At 66.3% G+C, this 18,596-nt stretch carries 18 protein-coding genes; 5 read left to right on the top strand and 13 right to left on the bottom strand.

Features of this window, described 5'->3' with window-relative positions; genetic code table 11:
* Positions 1-92: 92 nt before the first annotated feature.
* From AC5RTY_RS08940 to prfB, 10 genes are all read right to left on the bottom strand, one after another.
* Positions 93-1,034 (bottom strand): alpha/beta hydrolase, encoded by a 942-nt coding sequence (locus AC5RTY_RS08940; protein WP_494139409.1) that lies wholly within the window; start codon positions 1,032-1,034, stop codon positions 93-95.
* On the bottom strand, positions 1,031-1,783 hold the full coding sequence (locus AC5RTY_RS08935) for a 3-hydroxybutyrate dehydrogenase (RefSeq protein ID WP_494012472.1): 753 nt from the start codon (positions 1,781-1,783) through the stop codon (positions 1,031-1,033). Before AC5RTY_RS08935 ends, AC5RTY_RS08940 begins: the two co-directional genes overlap by 4 nt.
* The gene (locus AC5RTY_RS08930) at positions 1,776-2,417 is read right to left on the bottom strand and encodes a TetR/AcrR family transcriptional regulator (protein WP_493979076.1); all 642 of its coding nucleotides are present in this window, start codon (positions 2,415-2,417) and stop codon (positions 1,776-1,778) included. The genes AC5RTY_RS08935 and AC5RTY_RS08930 overlap by 8 nt, the downstream gene beginning before the upstream one ends.
* A complete protein-coding gene (locus AC5RTY_RS08925; RefSeq protein ID WP_494139408.1) occupies positions 2,414-4,009 on the bottom strand; it encodes a class I adenylate-forming enzyme family protein in 1,596 nt (531 codons plus the stop codon). The genes AC5RTY_RS08930 and AC5RTY_RS08925 overlap by 4 nt, the downstream gene beginning before the upstream one ends.
* Complete coding sequence (locus AC5RTY_RS08920; protein ID WP_494074991.1) at positions 4,006-5,235, bottom strand: branched-chain amino acid ABC transporter permease; 1,230 nt, start codon at positions 5,233-5,235, stop codon at positions 4,006-4,008. The genes AC5RTY_RS08925 and AC5RTY_RS08920 overlap by 4 nt, the downstream gene beginning before the upstream one ends.
* Positions 5,232-6,107 (bottom strand): branched-chain amino acid ABC transporter permease, encoded by an 876-nt coding sequence (locus AC5RTY_RS08915; RefSeq protein ID WP_494000186.1) that lies wholly within the window; start codon positions 6,105-6,107, stop codon positions 5,232-5,234. The genes AC5RTY_RS08920 and AC5RTY_RS08915 overlap by 4 nt, the downstream gene beginning before the upstream one ends.
* Positions 6,104-7,036, bottom strand: coding sequence for an ABC transporter ATP-binding protein (locus tag AC5RTY_RS08910; RefSeq protein ID WP_494139407.1), 933 nt, complete (start codon positions 7,034-7,036; stop codon positions 6,104-6,106). Before AC5RTY_RS08910 ends, AC5RTY_RS08915 begins: the two co-directional genes overlap by 4 nt.
* Entirely contained in the window at positions 7,033-7,797 is a 765-nt protein-coding gene (locus tag AC5RTY_RS08905) for an ABC transporter ATP-binding protein (protein ID WP_493979135.1), read from the bottom strand. Before AC5RTY_RS08905 ends, AC5RTY_RS08910 begins: the two co-directional genes overlap by 4 nt.
* A 116-nt stretch (positions 7,798-7,913) precedes the next feature.
* On the bottom strand, positions 7,914-9,119 hold the full coding sequence (locus tag AC5RTY_RS08900) for a substrate-binding domain-containing protein (RefSeq protein WP_494139406.1): 1,206 nt from the start codon (positions 9,117-9,119) through the stop codon (positions 7,914-7,916).
* A 289-nt stretch (positions 9,120-9,408) separates the two neighbouring features.
* On the bottom strand, positions 9,409-10,527 hold the full coding sequence (gene prfB, locus AC5RTY_RS08895; protein WP_494128476.1) for a peptide chain release factor 2: 1,119 nt from the start codon (positions 10,525-10,527) through the stop codon (positions 9,409-9,411).
* A gap of 172 nt (positions 10,528-10,699) precedes the next feature.
* Here prfB and AC5RTY_RS08890 point away from each other — a divergent pair, with 172 nt between their 5' ends.
* Positions 10,700-12,199 (top strand): S8 family peptidase, encoded by a 1,500-nt coding sequence (locus tag AC5RTY_RS08890; protein WP_494139405.1) that lies wholly within the window; start codon positions 10,700-10,702, stop codon positions 12,197-12,199.
* A gap of 266 nt (positions 12,200-12,465) precedes the next feature.
* Positions 12,466-13,044, top strand: a complete 579-nt coding sequence (locus AC5RTY_RS08885; RefSeq protein ID WP_494139404.1) for a hypothetical protein — start codon at positions 12,466-12,468, stop codon at positions 13,042-13,044.
* Positions 13,045-13,678: 634 nt separating this feature from the next.
* Here AC5RTY_RS08885 and AC5RTY_RS08880 read toward each other — a convergent pair.
* Complete coding sequence (locus tag AC5RTY_RS08880) at positions 13,679-15,250, bottom strand: hypothetical protein (RefSeq protein WP_494139403.1); 1,572 nt, start codon at positions 15,248-15,250, stop codon at positions 13,679-13,681.
* Positions 15,251-15,698: 448 nt separating this feature from the next.
* Here AC5RTY_RS08880 and AC5RTY_RS08875 point away from each other — a divergent pair, with 448 nt between their 5' ends.
* Complete coding sequence (locus AC5RTY_RS08875) at positions 15,699-15,908, top strand: hypothetical protein (RefSeq protein WP_494139402.1); 210 nt, start codon at positions 15,699-15,701, stop codon at positions 15,906-15,908.
* Entirely contained in the window at positions 15,898-16,545 is a 648-nt protein-coding gene (locus tag AC5RTY_RS08870) for a hypothetical protein (RefSeq protein ID WP_494139401.1), read from the top strand. Before AC5RTY_RS08875 ends, AC5RTY_RS08870 begins: the two co-directional genes overlap by 11 nt.
* Before the next feature lie 188 nt (positions 16,546-16,733).
* On the opposite strand, the gene AC5RTY_RS08865 is transcribed toward AC5RTY_RS08870, so the two are convergent.
* Complete coding sequence (locus tag AC5RTY_RS08865; RefSeq protein WP_494139400.1) at positions 16,734-17,198, bottom strand: hypothetical protein; 465 nt, start codon at positions 17,196-17,198, stop codon at positions 16,734-16,736.
* A 90-nt stretch (positions 17,199-17,288) separates the two neighbouring features.
* Between AC5RTY_RS08865 and AC5RTY_RS08860 the strand changes: the two genes are divergently transcribed.
* Positions 17,289-17,690: a uracil-DNA glycosylase family protein gene (locus AC5RTY_RS08860; protein ID WP_494139399.1), complete on the top strand. Its 402-nt coding sequence runs from the start codon at positions 17,289-17,291 to the stop codon at positions 17,688-17,690.
* A gap of 72 nt (positions 17,691-17,762) precedes the next feature.
* On the opposite strand, the gene AC5RTY_RS08855 is transcribed toward AC5RTY_RS08860, so the two are convergent.
* The gene (locus tag AC5RTY_RS08855; protein ID WP_494139398.1) at positions 17,763-18,542 is read right to left on the bottom strand and encodes a DUF1889 family protein; all 780 of its coding nucleotides are present in this window, start codon (positions 18,540-18,542) and stop codon (positions 17,763-17,765) included.
* Positions 18,543-18,596 lie beyond the last annotated feature (54 nt).

Genomic DNA, 18,596 nt, shown 5'->3' with positions numbered 1-18,596 from the left:
ACGAGGGCTTGTGCTTGGGGGAAGAAACCTCAGCCTCTCGACTATAGGCACGCAGTCTTGAGTTTATCCTGCAGCTTGTTCGGTGTGTCGTTTCACCGGACCGGCCCCTGGCCCGCGGCCCATCCCGCCGCCCGGCCGGCCATGGCGTCGCGCACCGCATCGGCCACCGCCGCCGCGCCCGGGCGGTCCATGACGATGGTGTAGTGGTTGGTTCCGGCGACCTCGCGCACCCGCAGCGCCGGCAGCCGACGCGCCCAGCCGTCCACGTATCCGGGCGTGTACAGGCCCGCGTCTTCGTTCAGCAGCCCGCGCGGGGCCCGCAGCAGCACCGCCGGGACTGCGAGTGATTCCAGCGCGTCCATCAGGACGGCGCCGCTGTTCAGGTCGGCGGTGTCGCGAGCCATCGCCTCGTAATTCGTCGCCGGCCGCAACAGCGGCGCCTCACCGGCGAGGTCGTAGTCCACGTAGTCCTCCACCAGCGCGTTCCAATGCTCGGCGAACGCCGGGTGCACCCGCCAGAAGTCCCGGTACGCCTCCCGGGTGGGGAACGTCGCGGCCAGCCGTTCGGCGGCCGGGCCGAGCACCGACTGGATGACCTCCTCGTCGCTGAGCCCGGCCGGCACCTGCAGCGGCAGGCCGCCGTCGACGAGCACCAGGGACTCCACCAGCCGCGGGTGGCGCCGGGCCAGCACCACGGAGGCGAACGCCCCCATGGAATGGCCGACGACGACGGCCCGGCCCACGCCGTGCGCCGCGAGCACCTCCGCGAGGTCGTCGGCGTGCGCGGCCATGCCGAACGGGCCGGGCAGCGCGTTGCTGCGCCCGCGCCCGCGCAGATCCGGGGCGATCACCCGCACGCCGTCGAGCTCCTGCGCCAGCAGGCCCCAGGTGCGGTGGGAGGCGGTCACGCCGTGCACGGCCAGGATGGCCGGCGCCTCGGCGTCCCGGGGTCCCCACACGCCGGTGCGCAGGGTGCCGCCGCGGACCGGCACGTCCCGGGCGGCGTAGGGCAGGGCTGCGGGTTCGGCGCTCATCGGCTGGACCATCCGCCGTCCATCGTGTAGGACGCGCCGGTGACCATGCCGGCGTCGGGCCCCGCGAGCCAGCACACCAGCGAGGCCACTTCGTGCGGCTCGACCAGGCGCTTGACGGCGCTTTCGGTGAGCATCACCTTCGCCACCACTTCTTCCGGCGGCAGCTGGTGCATCCGGGCCTGGTCGGCAATCTGCTTCTCGACCAGCGGCGTCTTCACGTAGCCGGGATTGATGCAGTTGCTGGTCACCCCGTGCGCGCCGCCCTCCAGCGCGGTGACCTTTGAGAGGCCCTCCAGCCCGTGCTTGGCGGAGACGTACGCGGATTTGTAGGCCGACGCCCGCAGCCCGTGGACGGAGGAGACGTTGATGATCCGGCCGAAACCGCGCTGGTACATGCCCGGCAGCGCCGCGCGGATCAGCAGGAACGGGGATTCGAGCATCAGGCGGAGCATCAGCCGGAAGGCCTCCGGGTCGAACTCCTCGATGGGGTTGATCCGCTGGATCCCGGCATTGTTGACCAGGATGTCGGTGTCCACCGCTGCCGTTTCCAGCGCCCGGGTGTCGCTGAGGTCCACCTGCCACGGGACCCCGCCGATCTCCTGCGCCACCCGTTCGGCGGCCGCGCCGTCCAGGTCGGCCACGGTGACCTTCGCGCCGCGGTCGGCCAGGGCCCGCGCGCAGGCCTCGCCGATGCCGCTGGCCCCGCCGGTCACCATGGCGCTGCGGCCCGTCAGAGTCTTCTCAGCCATGGGTGGGTCCTTCCGTCGTCTGCTGTCCGGGCGCCAGCGCCCGCTCAATGAACTGCATCATCTCTTCGAATACGTGGTCGGGCACTTCCCGCGGGACGGGCTGCGCACCGTCGTCGTCCTCCCAGAGCACCCAGCGCATGCCGATCAGTTCGCCGATGCCCATCAGCGCCCACGCCGCGACGTTGGGGTCCATCGGACGGACCTCGCCCGTGGCCTGCGCCGCCTTCAGTCCCTCAATGTAGCCGTTGACGATGCGCGTGTAGTGCATCCGCAGGGCACCGGGCGACACGAACTCCGCCTGCCGGATGATCCGGTAGAGCGCGGGGTGTTCGGCGGTGAAGCGGAAGAACGCCTTGAACCCGGCCCGCTCGGCCTCCAGCCGGTTCTCCGCCGACTTGGCCGCCTCGGTCATCGCGTGGCGCACCCGCCGGTTGAGGTCCTCGACGACCTCGTCGAAGACGGCCTGCTTGCCCTCGAAGTAGAGGTAGAAGGTGCCCAGTCCGACGTCGGCCTGCTCGGTGATCTTGACGATCGAGGCCTCGTGGTAGCCCACCGACGCAAACACCGCTTCGGCAGCCTCCAGCAACTTGGCCCGCGTCCGGGTGCCCCGGGCGGTGCGTGGTGCAGCGCTCATGATTCCTGCTCCGATCCTGCGGTCAGCGGGTGGCGGCCGGGGCGGACGGCGGCCTCCCGCAGCCTCCCCCGGACCACCTTGTTCAGTGCGGTGCGCGGCAGCGCCGGCACGAAGGCGAACCGGCCGGGGACCTTGAAGGCGGCCAGCTGCGCCCGGCAGTGCTCGGCCAGTTCCTCGGCGTCGGTGATCCGGCCCGGCCGGACCACCACGTAGGCCAGCCCGGTCTCGCCCCAGCGTTCGTCGGGAACCCCGACGACGGCGGCCTCGGCCACCGCGGGATGTGAGAGCAGGACCTGCTCCACCTGGGCCGGGGCCACGTTCTCGCCGCCGGAGATGTAGAGGTCCTTGATCCGGTCCACGATCCGGAAGAAGCCGTCCGCGGTGCGTTCGACCAGGTCGCCGGTGCGCAGCCAGCCGCCGGCGAGCGCCGCCGCGGTGGCCTCCGGGTTCCGGAAGTAGCCGGCGAACACGCCCGGTCCCGAGACCAGCAGCTCACCGGTGGCCGCGCCGTCCAGGATCTCGCCGGTGGCCGGGTCCGCCACCGCCACGCTGACGTGCGGGTAGGGCTTGCCCGCGTAGCCGATCATGGAGGCCGCGTCTTCGTTGGGCAGGCAGAGCACGTTGGGCGAGGCCTCGGTCAGGCCGTAGCCCTGGCTCAGGGCCACGCCGCGCTTGTGCCAGATCCGCAACAGCGGAGCGGGCATGGAGGCGCCGCCGACGATCGCGTGCTGCAGGCTGGACAGGTCGGCGGACGCGAAGCCGGGGTGCTCGGCCAGCAGGGCGTACTGGGTGGGGACGCCCATCATGGTGGTGACCCTGCGTTCGGCGATCAGCTGCAGCATCCGGCCCGGGTCGAACGTGCGTTCCAGCACCACCGTGGCGCCGGTCCACCAGGCCAGCAGCGGCTGGATGTTCCAGCCGCCCACATGGAACTGCGGCAGCGCGGCCAGCACCACGTCGGAGCTGGAGAGCTCCATGGTCCGCGACAGCGAGAGGTTGGTCCAGAAGCAGTTCGCGTGTGTGAGGATGGCGGCCTTGCTCGGCCCCTCGGTCCCGGAGGTGAAGATCATCAGGAGGGCATCGTCGTCGCGCACGTCCCGCTGCACGGGCGCCCCGGTGCTGTCCAGCCGGCGGGTGGGGCAGGGCACGTGCCGCTCCACTCCGGAGGGCCCCAGCGCCGCCGTGCGCGGCGGCAGCGGGAGCATCGTGGCGGCGGCCGCGGCCAGCGCGTCGAATTCATCCTCCACCAGCAGCAGCGCCGGGTCCGCCAGCTGCAGTTGCTCGGCGATCTCCCCGGGCGACAGCCGCCAGGACAGCGGGACCAGCACCAGGCCGGCCTTGGCGCAGGCGAAGAACAGCACCACGTGGTCGGCGGAGTTGCCGGTCAGGGTGGCGATCCGGTCCCCCACCCCGTAGCCGGCGGCGCGAAGGCCCGCGGCCAGGGCGACGGCCCGGGCATCGAGGTCGCGATAGCGCAGGCTGACCCCGCGGTCGTCGATCGCCACCCGGTCGGGGGTGGACACCGCGCGGTCGGCGGTCCAGCGGCCGAGGGTATGGAGACCGCCGGCGGGCGGGTGGGGCTGCAGGTTCACTCGGCTTTCTCCAGGATGTCGCGCTGCCGGGCGGCTGCCTGGCGGCGCTGGCCGCGGCTGAGGGTGGCTCGCTGCACCGCGCCGGTGATGCCGCCGGGCAGGAACAGGACCACCAGGATGAACAGTGTACCGAGGATGAACAGCGGCTCCGAGAGCGGGATCCGCAGGATGTCCGGCAGGTTGGCGATGGCCTCCGACTGCGCCAGCGCCGTCAGCCGCTGGTCCAGCAGCGTGTAGAAGACGCCGCCGATGACCGCTCCCCAGCGCGAGCCCACGCCGCCGAGCACCACCATGACCAGCAGGGTGATGGTGAAGTCGGCCGAGAGGCTGCGCGGGACGGCACCGGACTGCAGCAGCAGGTAGACCATGCCGACCGCCGAGGCCAGCACGCCGCCGACCACGAACACCAGCAGCTTGACCAGGTAGGGCTGCAGCCCGATGACCCGCACGCGCAGCTCGTTCTCGCGCACCGCCGCGGCCACGTGGCCGGCGCGGCTGAACTGCACCCAGCTGACGACGGCGAAGACCACCAGCAGCACGATCAGCGCCAGCCAGTACAGGTTGCGGGTGTTGGCCACGCCCAGCAGGGCCTCGGGCAGGTTTTCCGTGGCCAGGGTCAGGCCCTCTTCGCCGCCGGTGGCCTGGCCGGGGTTGCGGCCCACCAGCACGTGGCCGGCCTCCGCGAAGGCCAGGGTGACCATGGCGAACGGGATGCCCGTCACGCGCAGGCCGACCGCTCCGACCACGTGGGCCAGCACGATGACCAGCAGCAGCGTCAGGCCCATGGCCGGCAGCAACGGGATGTCGAACGTGTCCAGGATGACGCCGAGTCCGTAGACCCCGGCGCCGAAGTACAGCGCATGGCCGAAGGACAGCAGGCCGGTGACGCCGAGCAGCAGGTGGTAGCTGAGCGCCGCGGCGGCCATCAGCATGCACATGGCGATCAGCTGCAGCGAACCTGGGGTGTAGGTGGGCCCGGGCAGCACGCCCGGCAGGGAGAGGTTCAGCAGCGGCAGCAGGGCCAGCAGCACCACGGCCGCACCCCCGGCGGCCCACTTGAGCAGCCCGCGGACCCCGCCGGCGGCAGCCCCGCCGTCGTTCCTGCCCTTCCGTCCGCGCCGCGGCGTCTCGCCTCCGGCGGCGCCCGGGGCCTCGGCGTGCCCAGCGGTTGCGGCGGCAGGATTCGGCTGCGCGTCCGACTGGGGGTCGGTCTTGCTGGTGGTCATGATTTCCTCCCGAGCAGGCCGGAGGGCCGGAAGAGCAGGACAAGGGCCAGGGCCACGACGACGACGAAATCCCCGGTGCCGTTGAGGTAGAAGTTCGCGAACTGCTGCAGCAGCGCCACCACCACCGAGGCGATGGCCGCGCCGGTGAGCGAGCCCAGGCCGCCGATCACGGTGACGATGAAGGCGAAGATCAGCAGCGATCCGCCCAGCAGCGGCGAGACGTAGCCGAAGTAGTGGCTGGCCAGCACCCCGCCCAGGCCGGCCGCGGCGCCGCCGATGGCGAAGACCAGCGTGAACGCCTTGCGGACGTCGATGCCCAGCGCGGTGACCATGGAGCGGCTTTCCACGCCGGCGCGGATGATCATGCCGTAGCGGGTGCGCTTGAGGAAGAACACCAGGCCCAGCAGCACGAACACCGCCGCGATGATGGCCACGAAGCGATCGTTCGCGATGTCGGCGCCGAGGATTCTGGTGGTCTGGCTGAACCATTCGGGTCCGGAGATATAGACCGGGTCGGTGCCCCAGATCCCGTCGAACAGCGCGACCGATGCCAGCGAGAGGCCGACGGTGACCAGGACCTGTTCGATGTGCCGCTCGTACAGCTTGCGGATGAGCACGAACTCGGTGAAGGCGGCGAACAGGGCCCCCACGACGGCGCCCACCAGGAGGGAGCCGAGGAAGGTCCACCAGTTGTCGGCGCCGGCGCGGCGGGCCACTTCCCAGCCGGCGAATGCGCCCAGGGTCAGGAAGGAGCCGTGCGCGAAGTTCAGCACGCCCATCAGCCCGTAGATCAGGCTCAGCCCGGAGGCCACCAGGAAGTAGAGCGCGCCCAGGCCCAGGCCGGTGACGGTCAGCAGGACGATGGTACTCACTTGTGCACCCCGTTCGGGTCGGTGCCGGTCTCGGAAAGGGATACGGCGGCGGGGGCCGTGTCCCGGCCGTCTGCGCCGGCGGCGGGGCCGGCCTCGTCGTCGTGCCCGCCTTCGGCGTGGACGCCCAGCAGCCGCTGGGTCAGGTCTTCGTTGTCCAGGAAATCCAGCGCGCTGTCGGTGGTGTGGACCACCCGCCCGCCGGACAGCACCACCGCGCCGGCGGCCAGCTGGCGGACCACCTGCAGGTTCTGCTCCACCAGCAGGATCGGCACCGTTGCGGCGGCCCGCTCCAGCGTCTCGGAGACTTCCTGCACGATCTTGGGCGCCAGGCCCTTGGTCGGCTCGTCGATCAGCAGCAGCTTGTTCTCATTCAGCAGCGCACGCGCCAGCGAGACCATCTGCTGCTGCCCGCCGGAGAGCGTCCCGGCCATCTGCGAGGCGCGCTTGAGCAGGTCGGGAAAGAGTTCCTCCACCAGCTGCCGGCGCGGTGAGGCGTCCCGTTCGGCCAGCCGCAGGTTCTCCGCCACGGTCAGCTTGGAGAAGACCTCGCGGTCCTCCGGGACGTAGCCCACGCCGCGGCGGATGATCTTGTAGGTCGCTTCCTTATCGATCCGAGTGCCGTCCAGCGTCACGCTGCCGCTGCGGGAGATCAGCCCGATGATGGCCTTGATGGTGCTGGTCTTGCCCACGCCGTTGCGGCCCAGCAGGGCGGTGATGCCGGTGGCCGGCACGGAGAAGCTGACGTTCTCCACCACCTGCTGGCCGGCGATGTGCGCGCTGAGCCCCGCTACCTCCAGCACCGGGCGGGCGTGGCGGTCCGGCCGGGTCGCGGCCGGCGACGTGGCCGTGGCGGTCGCGGTGGTCGTCGTCGCAAGGGGTTGGGCAGCGTCCTGCGGCGCGGCCGCGCGGGGTTCCGGGTGCTGGCTCATACGGGTTCTCCCAGGTAGGCGCTCTGGACGGTGGGATTGGCCATCACCGCGTCCGGGGTGTCGATGGCCAGCAGCTTGCCGTGGTGCATGACCGCCACGCGGTCGACCAGCCCGAGGACCACGTCCATGTGGTGCTCGACCATCATCACGGTGCAGCCGCGGTCGCGGTGCATCCGGCGGATGATGGCGCTCAGCCCCGGCACGTCGCCGGAGGCCACGCCGGCCATCGGTTCGTCGAGCAGGATGACCGAGGGGTTGCCTGCCAGGAGCATGGCGATCTCCACCTTGCGCTTGTCGCCGTGGGCGAGGTCGCCGGCCGCGGTGTGCAGCTTGTCCTCCAGCCCGACCTCGGCCACGTTCTGCTTCGCGGCGGCGGTCGCGGAATCCGTCCGCGAGGGGAACCGGAAGACCGTGACGCTTCCGCCGAGCGCTGCCTGGGCCGCGAGCCGGACGTTTTCCAGCACACTGAGCCGCGGGAACAGGCTGGAGGTCTGGAATGTTCGGCCCAGTCCGGCGCGGGCGCGGCTGTGGATCGAGGCCGACGTGACGTCCTTGCCGTCGAGCGTGATGGAACCGGCCGTCGGCTTCAGGACGCCGGAGATGAGGTTGAACAAGGTGGTCTTGCCGGCACCGTTCGGTCCGATCACGCCGACCATCTCTCCGGTCGCGACGGAGAATCCGACATCCTCGAGGATGCGGGCGCCGCCGATCTGCAGGCCGAGGCCCTGCACCGTGAGCGCGGGCTGATCTGGGGAGGTCATCATGTCACTTTCTGTCCGGTCGAGGACCCTGTCCGCGGGCCGGGGCGCCGCCGCCGGTTAGGTCGGCGGCGCCCCGGTACTGCAGCAGTGCGGGCCTGCCTGTGGTTGTGCTGCGGTTACTTGGCTTCCGGCGGAGCCACCGTGTCGGCCGGAATGGCCTTGATCAGCTCAGGCACCCACTCGCCGTCCTTCTCCACCAGCTTGGCCTGGTACATCTCCTGCAGCAGCGCGTGGTCGGAGGCACGGATGGTCGTCTCGCCCTTGGGACCTTCGAAGCTGTAGCCCTCCAGCGCCTCGACCATGGCGTCGACGTCGTTGCCGCCCTCCTTGACCGCCTGCACGATCATCTGGCCGGCGACGAAGCCGTCCGGGGTGAAGAGGTCGGCCTTCTTGCCTTCGGCCTCGACGCTTTCGATCATGGCCTTCTCCACGTCGTTGCCGGCTGCTCCCGGGAAGTAGTGGTTCAGGAAGCTGATCTTGTCCGAGGCCTTGCCGTAGGCGCCGAAGGTCGCGGCGTCGCCCAGGCCGGTCACGATCGGGGCGGCGTCGAACGCGCCCTGCTGGCTCAGTGCCTGCCACATGGATCCCGACGTGGCGCCGGCCCAGGCAACGAAGACCAGATCCGGCTTGGCGTCGATCAGCTGGCGGGCGAACGGCGTGAACTCGGTGGCGTCTTCAGGTACCAGCACGTCATCGACTTCGGCGCCCTGCCCGCCGAGGACGGCTTCGACGGCGGCGAGGTTGCCCTGGCCGAACGCGTTGTCCTGGCCGAACACCACGACCTTCTTGCCCTTGAGGTCGTCCACGAAGGTGCCCGCCGTCGCGACGTCCTGCAGGCTCTGGCGGCCGGAGCGGAAGGTGTAATCGTTGATGCCCTGCAGCGCGTCGGTGGCGGCGGGGCCGGAGATGTAGAGCACCTTGTTCTGCGCGGCCTGCTCGGCGAGCTTCAGCGCGATGCCGGACACCACGGTGCCGGCCAGGATCTTGTAGTCCTTGCCGATCAGGTCCTTGGCGACGTTGACCGCCTTGTCGGGGTCACCGCCGTCGTCGTGGTAGGTCAGGTTGAGCTTGGTGCCGTTGACCTCGCCGGTGCCCTCGGTGGCGTAGTCGATGCCCGCCTGGAGACCCTGGTAGTAGGCCGCGCCGTAGGCGGCCAGCGGGCCGGATTCGGAATAGACGATGCCCACGTTGATGCTCTCGGGAGCGTTGCCTTCCTTGCCGGCCGCTCCGGCGGTGTCGCCGCCGGCGGTCGGCGCGCACGCGCTCACGGTCAGTCCGGTGACCAGCGCCGCGGCCATCAGGAACTTCTTCGTTGCCTTCACTCCGATGCCTTTCGTTGAAAAATCTCTTGAGGAGTAACTCTGGAACTGTCTGAACCTGATGGTCAGGTCCCCCAACCTGAAAGGTGATTCAGATTACGGCAAATCTATGGTGCGGCTCACAGAGGTGTCAACAGTCGCGCCGGGTCGCGAAGGTCACGATTCGGTTGCAGGCGGCTGAGGCCCGGGTGCAGGCGCACGCCCAGACGACAAAAGCCCGGCCGCTCCTGATGGAGCGGCCGGGCTTCGGGCAAAACGGCCGGTTGCTAGTTTTCCGCGTGCCGGCTGGTGGCTAGTTTTCCGCGTTGCGGTTGTTGGCGCGCCAGCGGATGCCGGCGTCGATGAAGTCGTCGATTTCGCCGTCGAGCACCGCGCCCGTGTTTCCGACCTCGTGTTCGGTGCGCAAGTCCTTGACCATCTGATACGGGTTCAACACGTAGGAGCGCATCTGGTCGCCCCAGGACGCCTTGACGTCGCCGGCGAGCGCCTTCTTCTCGGCGTCCTGCTGCTCCTTTTGCAGCAGCAGCAGCCGGGACTGCAGCACGCGCAGCGCGGCCGCACGGTTCTGGATCTGGGACTTTTCGTTCTGCATCGAGACGACGATCCCGGTGGGGATGTGGGTCAACCGCACGGCGGAGTCGGTGGTGTTCACCGACTGCCCGCCCGGACCGGACGAGCGGAACACGTCCACCTTGATCTCGTTGTCCGGGATGTCGATCGAGTCGGTCTGCTCGATCAGCGGGATGACCTCGACGGCGGCGAACGAGGTCTGCCGCCGCCCCTGGTTGTCAAAGGGGCTGATCCGCACCAGGCGGTGGGTACCGGCCTCCACGGAGAGGGTGCCGAAGGCATAGGGTGCCTTGACCTCGAATGTGGCCGACTTCAGCCCGGCCTCTTCGGCGTAGGAGGTGTCCAGCACCTGGGTCGGGTAGCCATGGCGTTCGGCCCAGCGCAGGTACATGCGCATCAGCATCTCGGCGAAGTCGGCGGCATCCACTCCCCCGGCGCCGGAGCGGATAGTCACGACGGCCTCGCGCTCGTCGTACTCGCCGGAGAGCAGCGTGACGACTTCGAGTTCGGAGAGCGCCTTCTTGAGCGAGGTCAGTTCGCTGGCCGCCTCGGCCATGGAGTCCGCGTCGCCGGCGTCCTCCTGGCCCAGTTCCACCAGGACTTCCAGATCGTCGATCCGTGCCGCCAGTTTTTCCAGCCGTTCCAGTTCGCTCTGGCGGTGCGAGAGCCTGGAGGTGATTTTTTGCGCCGCGGCCGGGTCGTCCCACAGGTCCGGCACGCCCGCCTGCTCGCTCAGCTCGGCAATATCTTTGCGGATCGCCTCCGCGTCGGAGACGGCTTCAATGGAGTCATACGTGGCGCGCAGAGCGCGGATTTCAGCGGGAAAGTCGATCTCAGCCATGGTTCTTCCAGCCTACGCCATGGCGGGGAATCCTCTGTCCCGCAATGACGGCGCCTGACAGCCCCTAGCTCAAGCGCGGGCGCGTGCAATAACCTTTGGAGAGTGCGGGATGCAGGTGCCGCGTATGGGGTTGGGGCCTGATCTAAATCCAAATTATTTGGGGGAGGCTGCAATGCCCAGTCAAAGTCACGGATCTGTTCAGGGCCTGCGGAAGAGCCGGAAGCCCGAAGGCCGGCAGGACGGCCCGCGGTCAACCAAATCGCGAAGAATCCTGGGGGCTCTCGGCGCGCTCGTGCTGGCCGCAGCAACCGCCGTCGCCGCTTCCGGACCAGCCGCCGCCGGACCTGCTGCCGCTGGAGCTACCGCCGCGGGGGCCGCCGCCGGCGGATCCCCTGGCGCGAGCGCCGCCGCGGCCGCAGCGGGAGAAGAACACGGCTACACGGTCGTCCTCAAGGACAGCATCGGGAATGTCGATTCCACCGCCACGGCCCACGGGGAGAAGTACGGGTTTACGCGGTCCAACACCTACGAACACGCGCTGAAGGGATACTCCGGCACCATGACGGCATCGGAGGCGCAGCAACTCGCCGCCGACCCCGCCGTTAAATACGTTGCGCCCGAGCGGCAATTCGCGTTGCCGGAAAACGTGGGCGGCGAGAATAACGGAACCAGCGGCGCCGAATTCCTCCCGCCCGGGTGGTCGCGGGTCGGCGGCACACCAGAGGAGGCGGCCGAGGACGGCCGGCAGGTTACGGTCAACGCCGCCGTGATCGACACCGGTATCGACAGCACCCATCCGGACTTGAACGTGCGCGGCGGGGTGGACTGCTCGTCCGGCACTCCGGTCGAGGTGGCTCCCGTCGACCTGTTCGGGCACGGAACCATGGTCGCCGGAATCCTTGGCGCGAAGAACAACAACGCCGGGATCATCGGCACCGCGAGCGGCGCCCCGCTGTGGTCCGTCCGGGTTATCGCAGACGACGGCACCATCACAGAAAGTGCCCTACTCTGCGGCGCCGACTGGGTGGTCTCCACTCACACGGACGAGGACCCGGGCAACGACATCAGGGTGGCGAACATCAGCATCGGCAGCCCGGGCCAAGAGCAGGGAACCTGCGGCAACGGGGTCGATCCCCTGCACCAGATGATTTGCCAAGGCGCCGAGCAGGGGGTGGTCTGGACGGTCGCGGCCGGCAACGAGACCGCGGACTTCTCGAACACTGTTCCGGCCGCGTATGACGAGGTGCTCACCGCCACCGCCATGGCTGACTTCGACGGCCGCCCCGGCGGTACGGCAACAGCGAGCTGCAGCGGATACCCTTTTCCCACCCCGGACGACGAGTTCGCCCTCTTCTCCAACTTCGCCACCCAGCCTGCCGACCAGGAGCACACCGTCGCGGCCCCCGGAGTGTGCATGACCTCTACGGTGCCGGGCGACCGGTACGCGAACTCACACGGCACCAGCTTCTCCAGTCCGATCGTAGCCGGCTCGGTGGCCCGGTGCCTTGAGAGCGGGGTCTGCCAAGGCGACGGGACGGCCGTGATAGAGCAATTCCGCGCAGTGGTCGCGGAGTACAACCAAGAGAATCCCCAGTACGGGTTCATCGGTGACCCCCTGCGACCAGTACCGGGCCGGTACTACGGTTACCTAACCACCGTGGTGCCCTTCTAGTCCTAGGGCACAAGCAGTCACGGGCGTGGAGCGAACCTCGCATGACATCCGCCTCGCAATGGTCAACATTGCGGACGAAGACTGTGTCGCTGAGGCGCTGTTCGAAGCGAAATTTGGTGTGCTCACTGAGAACCGCCGCGGAGTCGTTGATTCTCGGGGACTCACGGACAGGCATCGAAGACAGCGAATAATCGGACGAGCGAAAACCCCCGGTCCTCCCGGACTAGAGTTGGATGAATCACTTCACCAACTCTGGGGGAACCACCATGTCCAAAACCACCTGCGCGCTCGGAGCCACGCTCCTAACTCTTTCCGTTGGCCTCGGCGCCACAGCTTGCGGATCCTCCCCCGTTCCGACCGGGGGTGCATCGCCTGTCGCAGAAGCCTCCGCCCCGGTCGAGGAAAAGGTCGAGCATTCGCCGGCCGACGTCGCCAAGACGCTGAACGGTTTCTTCAAGACTTCGGCCAAGGAAGCAAAGGCGCACATGGGCGAAATGATGGCGAACCCGCCGGCCGAGGATGCGACACCGGAGGAGACTGCCGCGCAGTTGAAGGCTGCGTTCCCTGAGTCCTACGGCTATCTCGACATGAACGAGGAGGAAGCCGCCGCACTGGTAGGCATCTTCGCCCTACTGGGCATGTTCACCCAAGAGCCGGCGACCATCAGCGAGGACGCCATCGAGATAAACGATGACAAGGCCTCGATCCTGGGCAGCGACATCGACATTGACAACGGCAGCACCGGAAAAAGCGCCAAGCCGAGCGAGGGTGGCAAGGTCGGCAAAATCAGCCTCAAACACGACGGCACCGAATGGAAGATCAGCGGACTAGAGATCAAAGAGTAGCCTCGTCCCTAAGACAGCAGTAGAGTGGCCCGGCCGGTAACGGCTGGGGCACTTCTGCATGGGCCTAGCTGGCAGTCGGCCGGCCCTGCTCTCGCCAGAGCCAGGTGACCCCGGATACCGGCGCACATGGCAGACAAGACTTCATTCGCACATGCCTTGTTCCAATAGTTTGTCCACCGCAGGAAGGATGAGACTCCTGACCGTAGGCTCCGCACGCTCGAAACGCGGCGACCGCCGCGTGTACTGGCTGACCATGCCACAAATGCCGCGCAGAACTGCGTCCGCACTTGCACGGGAGCGGCCTTGCCGGATAAGTCCAGTATGTTGGGATCATCTTCCAACCTGGGGTCTACGTTTGGTGATTCCTTGATCCGCGTGTGCAGAGGACCACTGCTCCGCAAAAGATCGGAGCCATCCCGGCTCACATAGCTCGACCAGTTCGGCTTCTGAACGATAGGAGCCGGGCCGCACCAGGCAGGAGGCTCGTGTGGGCCTTTGAACAACCCACCTCAAAGCTCTCACTGTCAGAAATATTCCCACTGGATTGTCCCGCTTCCAGATGGGATGCCCCAATGCCCAGGGTTAGGCCATCAGCGGCCTCAGATGATGGCCCATTGTATGACGCAGGCCCAGTTCAATTGACTGGGGAATCCTCGGCAACAGTTGCAGGCGGCGCATTCGTGGTTCGGTTGAGATAACCCGTGATCCACGACCTCTGCTGGTCTGCTTTCCAGTAGTCACTGTGCCCGTAGACGCATTGCCCGGCTTCCGAAGGATCCTCGATTTTCGTATTGCGGTTTTCGGCGACCTCGGGAGCCTCGTTCTGGCCGGTCAGCGCGGTGGCGATAGGGTCAGTTGGCCGCCAAAAATTGGCCCAGTCGTCGCTCTGGGTGATGATCCGATTAAGAAGTTCCTCGTTGAACGTCTGCGGGAAGAATCTGAAGTAGAGCGAACCGAGCGGCGTGCCGCAGGTGCAGAGCGCTGGCGTGGTTCCGTTTTCAAACACTGCTGCGTGTTCCGCCACGACCCAAGCTGTTAGGACCGACCCCTGGCTATGACCCACCAGCACTCTTCGTTGTTCCGGTTGGACATTGAGAGCTTCCTTGATACTTTCCACAGCATCGCCACGATAAGTTCTGGCGCCTAAGGGTTGGAGCGTGATGGGCCAGAAGCCGGCTATGTCCGCAGTGCTGGTCAGTACGTTTCTCAAAGCGGGCAGCGAGTGTGCCTTGCGTATAAGTAGGAAGCCTACGACAGCACTGATGCCTGCAAGCCAACCAATGGCATTCATCCATCCGGGAAGACATTTCGTACCCTCAAACGGGCCGCAGAACAATCCGCGGTATTCACGTTCATGGAATACGAACGACAGTATGCAGCCGAGCGCATAGGTTGAGGCGGCAAAGAGTACGGAAATAAGGACCAGAGTACTGGGAAGCTGTACCACCGCTTTGTGCGTAAAGCGTAAAAACTTCGCGCGGTGTTTGCTCGGGGGCAACCACGACAGCCACCTGAACTGGAAAACACAGAGCATCAGCCAAAACACGAGAACTAGCAGAAGTAAGATCCCCAGCCCCGGAAGCAGCGTTGTGGGATAGCTGCGGCCCAGCCGAGACATAAGGGCCCCAGCGGGGAGGATGACATCAGGAGTCCCCCACACTCGGAATGGGCCACGCTGACTGACAAATTGCGTCACCCCTGAGTGGAGGCTGCTGGTAATCAGGATCGCAAGGACACCCGAGAGCAGCACAGCCAAAGAAGCACCCGCTGCAGGCCCCGGCTCCGACCGCACCCAAGTGGCTAAAAGAATGACAGCCACGCAGATGCACAACGTCAGGACCAGGTATGAAACCAGGCCAACCGGGTCTAGCCAGAGAGGAGTCTGATACAGCTGATCCCTGGTGAAGCCCGATCTGATTTGTTCGTTCGTGGGCCCCTGTACGCTGAAAAAGCGTACCAATGAGTAATCATCCACTCGCCACTCTCCGGGGCGAAACCTCAGTGCCCCAAACGCGATCGCCCCGATCACCAAGAGATGGATGAAGCTGAACAGGCGATGCCATGTCGATTCTGCGCGCATCGCCCTCACGAAAATCACGAGGGCAGGCAGGATCGCGCCAATTACCACCGCCAGCGTCAGGCGATGTGCCGCCAAGTCGTCCGGGAGATCGACTAAAAGCGACAACGACTCCGAAAGGGCGATCAACCAACAGGCTGTCACCCCCGTGAGTATCAGGCTCCAAACCACTAGTGCGCCGACATGCACTTGCCGTCGCCATCCGCGACGGCTAGGCCTCATCTCAAATGCCACGTTGACCAAAGTGAATGGGAATGCCAAGTACCAAAACAATGGGCCTAAGCCTCGACGCGACATACGCGACCAATTGACCAAGATGAGGTCATGGTCGACACCCGGAGGTGGGCGTACAACCGTGCTGCCTCGCTTTTTTCGCTCGTACAGCACATCTGGTGAACCCAAGGCGGACAGGAGATGGTGATCCCCAATCCCATGTACGCGGATTTCCACGCCCTTAGAAAGCATTACAGGGCCCCATCCCCAATGCCATGAAAGCACCCCCTGTTGCGTGGGCCCCCCCGTTGGCCCTGGGTCCACAGGATAGAGCACCATGGCCATGGCGGCAAGGGAATGATCAATGAGTTTCCCCCGCGTGGTGATCCAGACAGACGCCGACGGGATGCCGATGCAACCCTGGACGCCGATCATCGACCCGGCGGAATGGCACCGGCTGCAAGACGTGCTGGATGCGCGCCCTGTTGTCCGCGGCACGGCGAAAGAACCGTCGCTGCTTGGGCGGCACTGCCCTACTAGTTTGCAGCCTATGCGGCGGCGGCATGGGTGCTGACCGCCGCAGCGGAACCAGCGGCGGCAACTACCGGTGCATGAAGCACCGACGTAGCGGCACCTGCACAGGGACGTCTGTAGCGATCCGCCATGCGGAGGACTATGTCGCCCGCGCAGTGTTTACACGCCTCGCCACACTGGACCCGGAGGATCCCGACGATGCCGACCTGCTGCTGACCGCCACGGAACGGTTCGCCGCGCAGACGGAGGACGGCGAACTGGCCGCGGAACGCCGCAGCCTACAGAATGCGATCGACGCCACCCGCGCCGCGTTGGAACGGCTGGACGACGACCGCGCCGCCGGACTGTTCGACGGCGACACCGGAACCGCCCGCTACCGGCGACAGGTCAACAGCCTGACCGAACGGCTGGAAAACGCGCAGAAGGGGCTGGCTAACCTGCCTGCGTCGGCCCGAGGATTCATACCGTGGTTTGATGCTCCGGCTTACGCGGACGCTGGCCCGATAGGTCCCGACTCACCCTGGGCGGCATGGACGGTCACAGAACGCCGCGAATTCCTGAAACTGGGGCTGGACCGCGTCGACGTGCTGCCGCCGGATCGACGCCATGCGGGCGGTAACGCCCCGTTCCGTGGCGAGGAACGGTTGCGGCTGGTCTGGGCGACGAGTAAGAACTGAGCACGCTGCAACGCCCGGTCCGAAATCGACGCCGTGCTGCCGCTGGTCGACGGTAAGCCCGTCGAACTCAGGACTCGGCAGTCAATCGAGACCGCGCTTTCCCAAACCACCTAGCGACCCCCACAGCACCCCTCGCCCATAAACCGGCGGGAGGTTCTTTGTCTCTGCCGTCGGATAGCTCAAACGCCTCACGCGCGAAAGCGAACATTTCGTCCCGCGCAGCCAGCCACTCGTCCAAAACCACCTTGCGGTCCCGGCGGGGGTTCGGCATGCTGGCCTGCCGAAAATGAACCAAATGGTCTTTCAAGTACGGGGCAAGCAGTTCTAATTTGAACTGTTCTGTCGATGACCGCGCCATCGCATCGCCAAAGTTGTGATTTATTCTCCTCCACCGCCGCTCTCAGCTGTTCGGCGTCACCCGGTTTTTCAGGATCGACGGGGCGATTCAAGGAAGCAGCGGCCGACCAGTGAAGATGCAAATCAGCCATCGCCTGCATGTAGGCGATGAACGCCGCGATCTGACGGTCCCTGATTTTCGCCACATGTTCCCGCGCATTGGCCTTCTTATCCCTGGCCGAACTGAACACGAAACCCAGCACATCGCGGCGGGACGCCGACGAAGGGGCGAAAGTGACTTCGATTCCCTGGACCAAAGCTCACCCCCGAAGAATGCGCCAGCAAGATGACTGCCCTGTGCACAAGCCTGGGCATCAACGCGAGGTTGCACGCAGCCGGCGGCATCGGTGTCGAGTTCGTCGCCGGCCTCTGCGGCCCGAGGCCACTATTACGCAGGTCCTGGCAACCGTTTCTGGGAAGTACTCTACAGCACCGGGCTCATTCCCCGCCTACTTTCTCCTGAAGATGACTCCACGCTTTCCCGGTACGGTTTCGGTTTGACGGACCTCAACAAGACGGAGTCCCAATCTCATGACCGCGGCCCGTGTTCGATGTGCCGACCTTCCTTGACAAGACTGAGAGTTGGCAACCGGCAGTCGTCGCGTTCCATGGCAAGAATTCACTGCCGTGCGCCCGCCCCCGGTTGGGGGCCTCTGGGCTGGTCCATCGGAAGGTCCAAACTATTTGTGGTGCCGCAGACCTCGGGGGCGAATCGGCATGCTTCATATGGCCGTCATAACCCGGATTGAGGACTGGTGGCAGGAGCTCGCTGCACAATTGCCCGCGTCCGACTAATCAGTGGGTGATGGAACTTCGCCCGCCTATTCTGCCCCCCCCTTGCGCCACATGTCGACGATGTCAGGACGTAATCGGGACGTAAACCGTTTGTTCTTACCCGAGTTGATTTCAGCAGCTAGATCTCTGAGTTCAACAGCTGCATCTCCACGCCAATTTCGTTTCAGGGCTCCGGCAAGAAGGTCATCGGGGTCAAAGAGATGGCCGGCTGCTCGCAGTTTTGTGAGCCCTTCGAGAACGGTCGAACGGTCCCGACTGTCGGAGAGTCCCGTTGATGAATTGATGGAGTTCGTAAATGAGTCCATGGCGGCGGCAATGACCGGATCAGCGAGTGCCGGCTCCTTGCCCGGAATGACAGGACCGCCTAGGTGCAGCGGCTTATATGCGGTAATCCACGGCTGGCATCCAACCATGGCCGCCGTCCCAACTTGGCCTTTGTAGTGATCGGGGCCTGTGATTCCGAATGCTGCGATGGCCGACGGTGTCCTTTTCGTCTCTACCTGCCAAAGGTGGCTTGCGAGAGGGCGGTACATGAGAACTGGTCCTGAAGGCAGTCCGCCGAGCTTCCCGCGAGAGTCAGCATAGACCTTGGCCCCTGCAGCCACGAAATGACCCAGCAGCTGCTCGTCGTCCAGATCTTCCTCCCGGCCGACCTGGATCCCGACGCCCCGGGCGTTCCCGCCGGCATGCTCAAGACACCATGCAATTGTCGCTGCCAAATCCCTTTCATGGTCCTGGTAGAGGTGGTCGTGTGGGAGTGCGACGTAAGCGCGTGGCACAGCGGTCCGATCATCTTCAAACATCATGAGGGTAGGTTCTCATGCGCTACAGACATTCCTGCCCGTCTCTTGTCGTAAGTA

The organism is Arthrobacter sp. Y3224055 (genome assembly GCF_059090825.1).
This window is presented reverse-complemented; position numbering and strand designations above follow the sequence as displayed.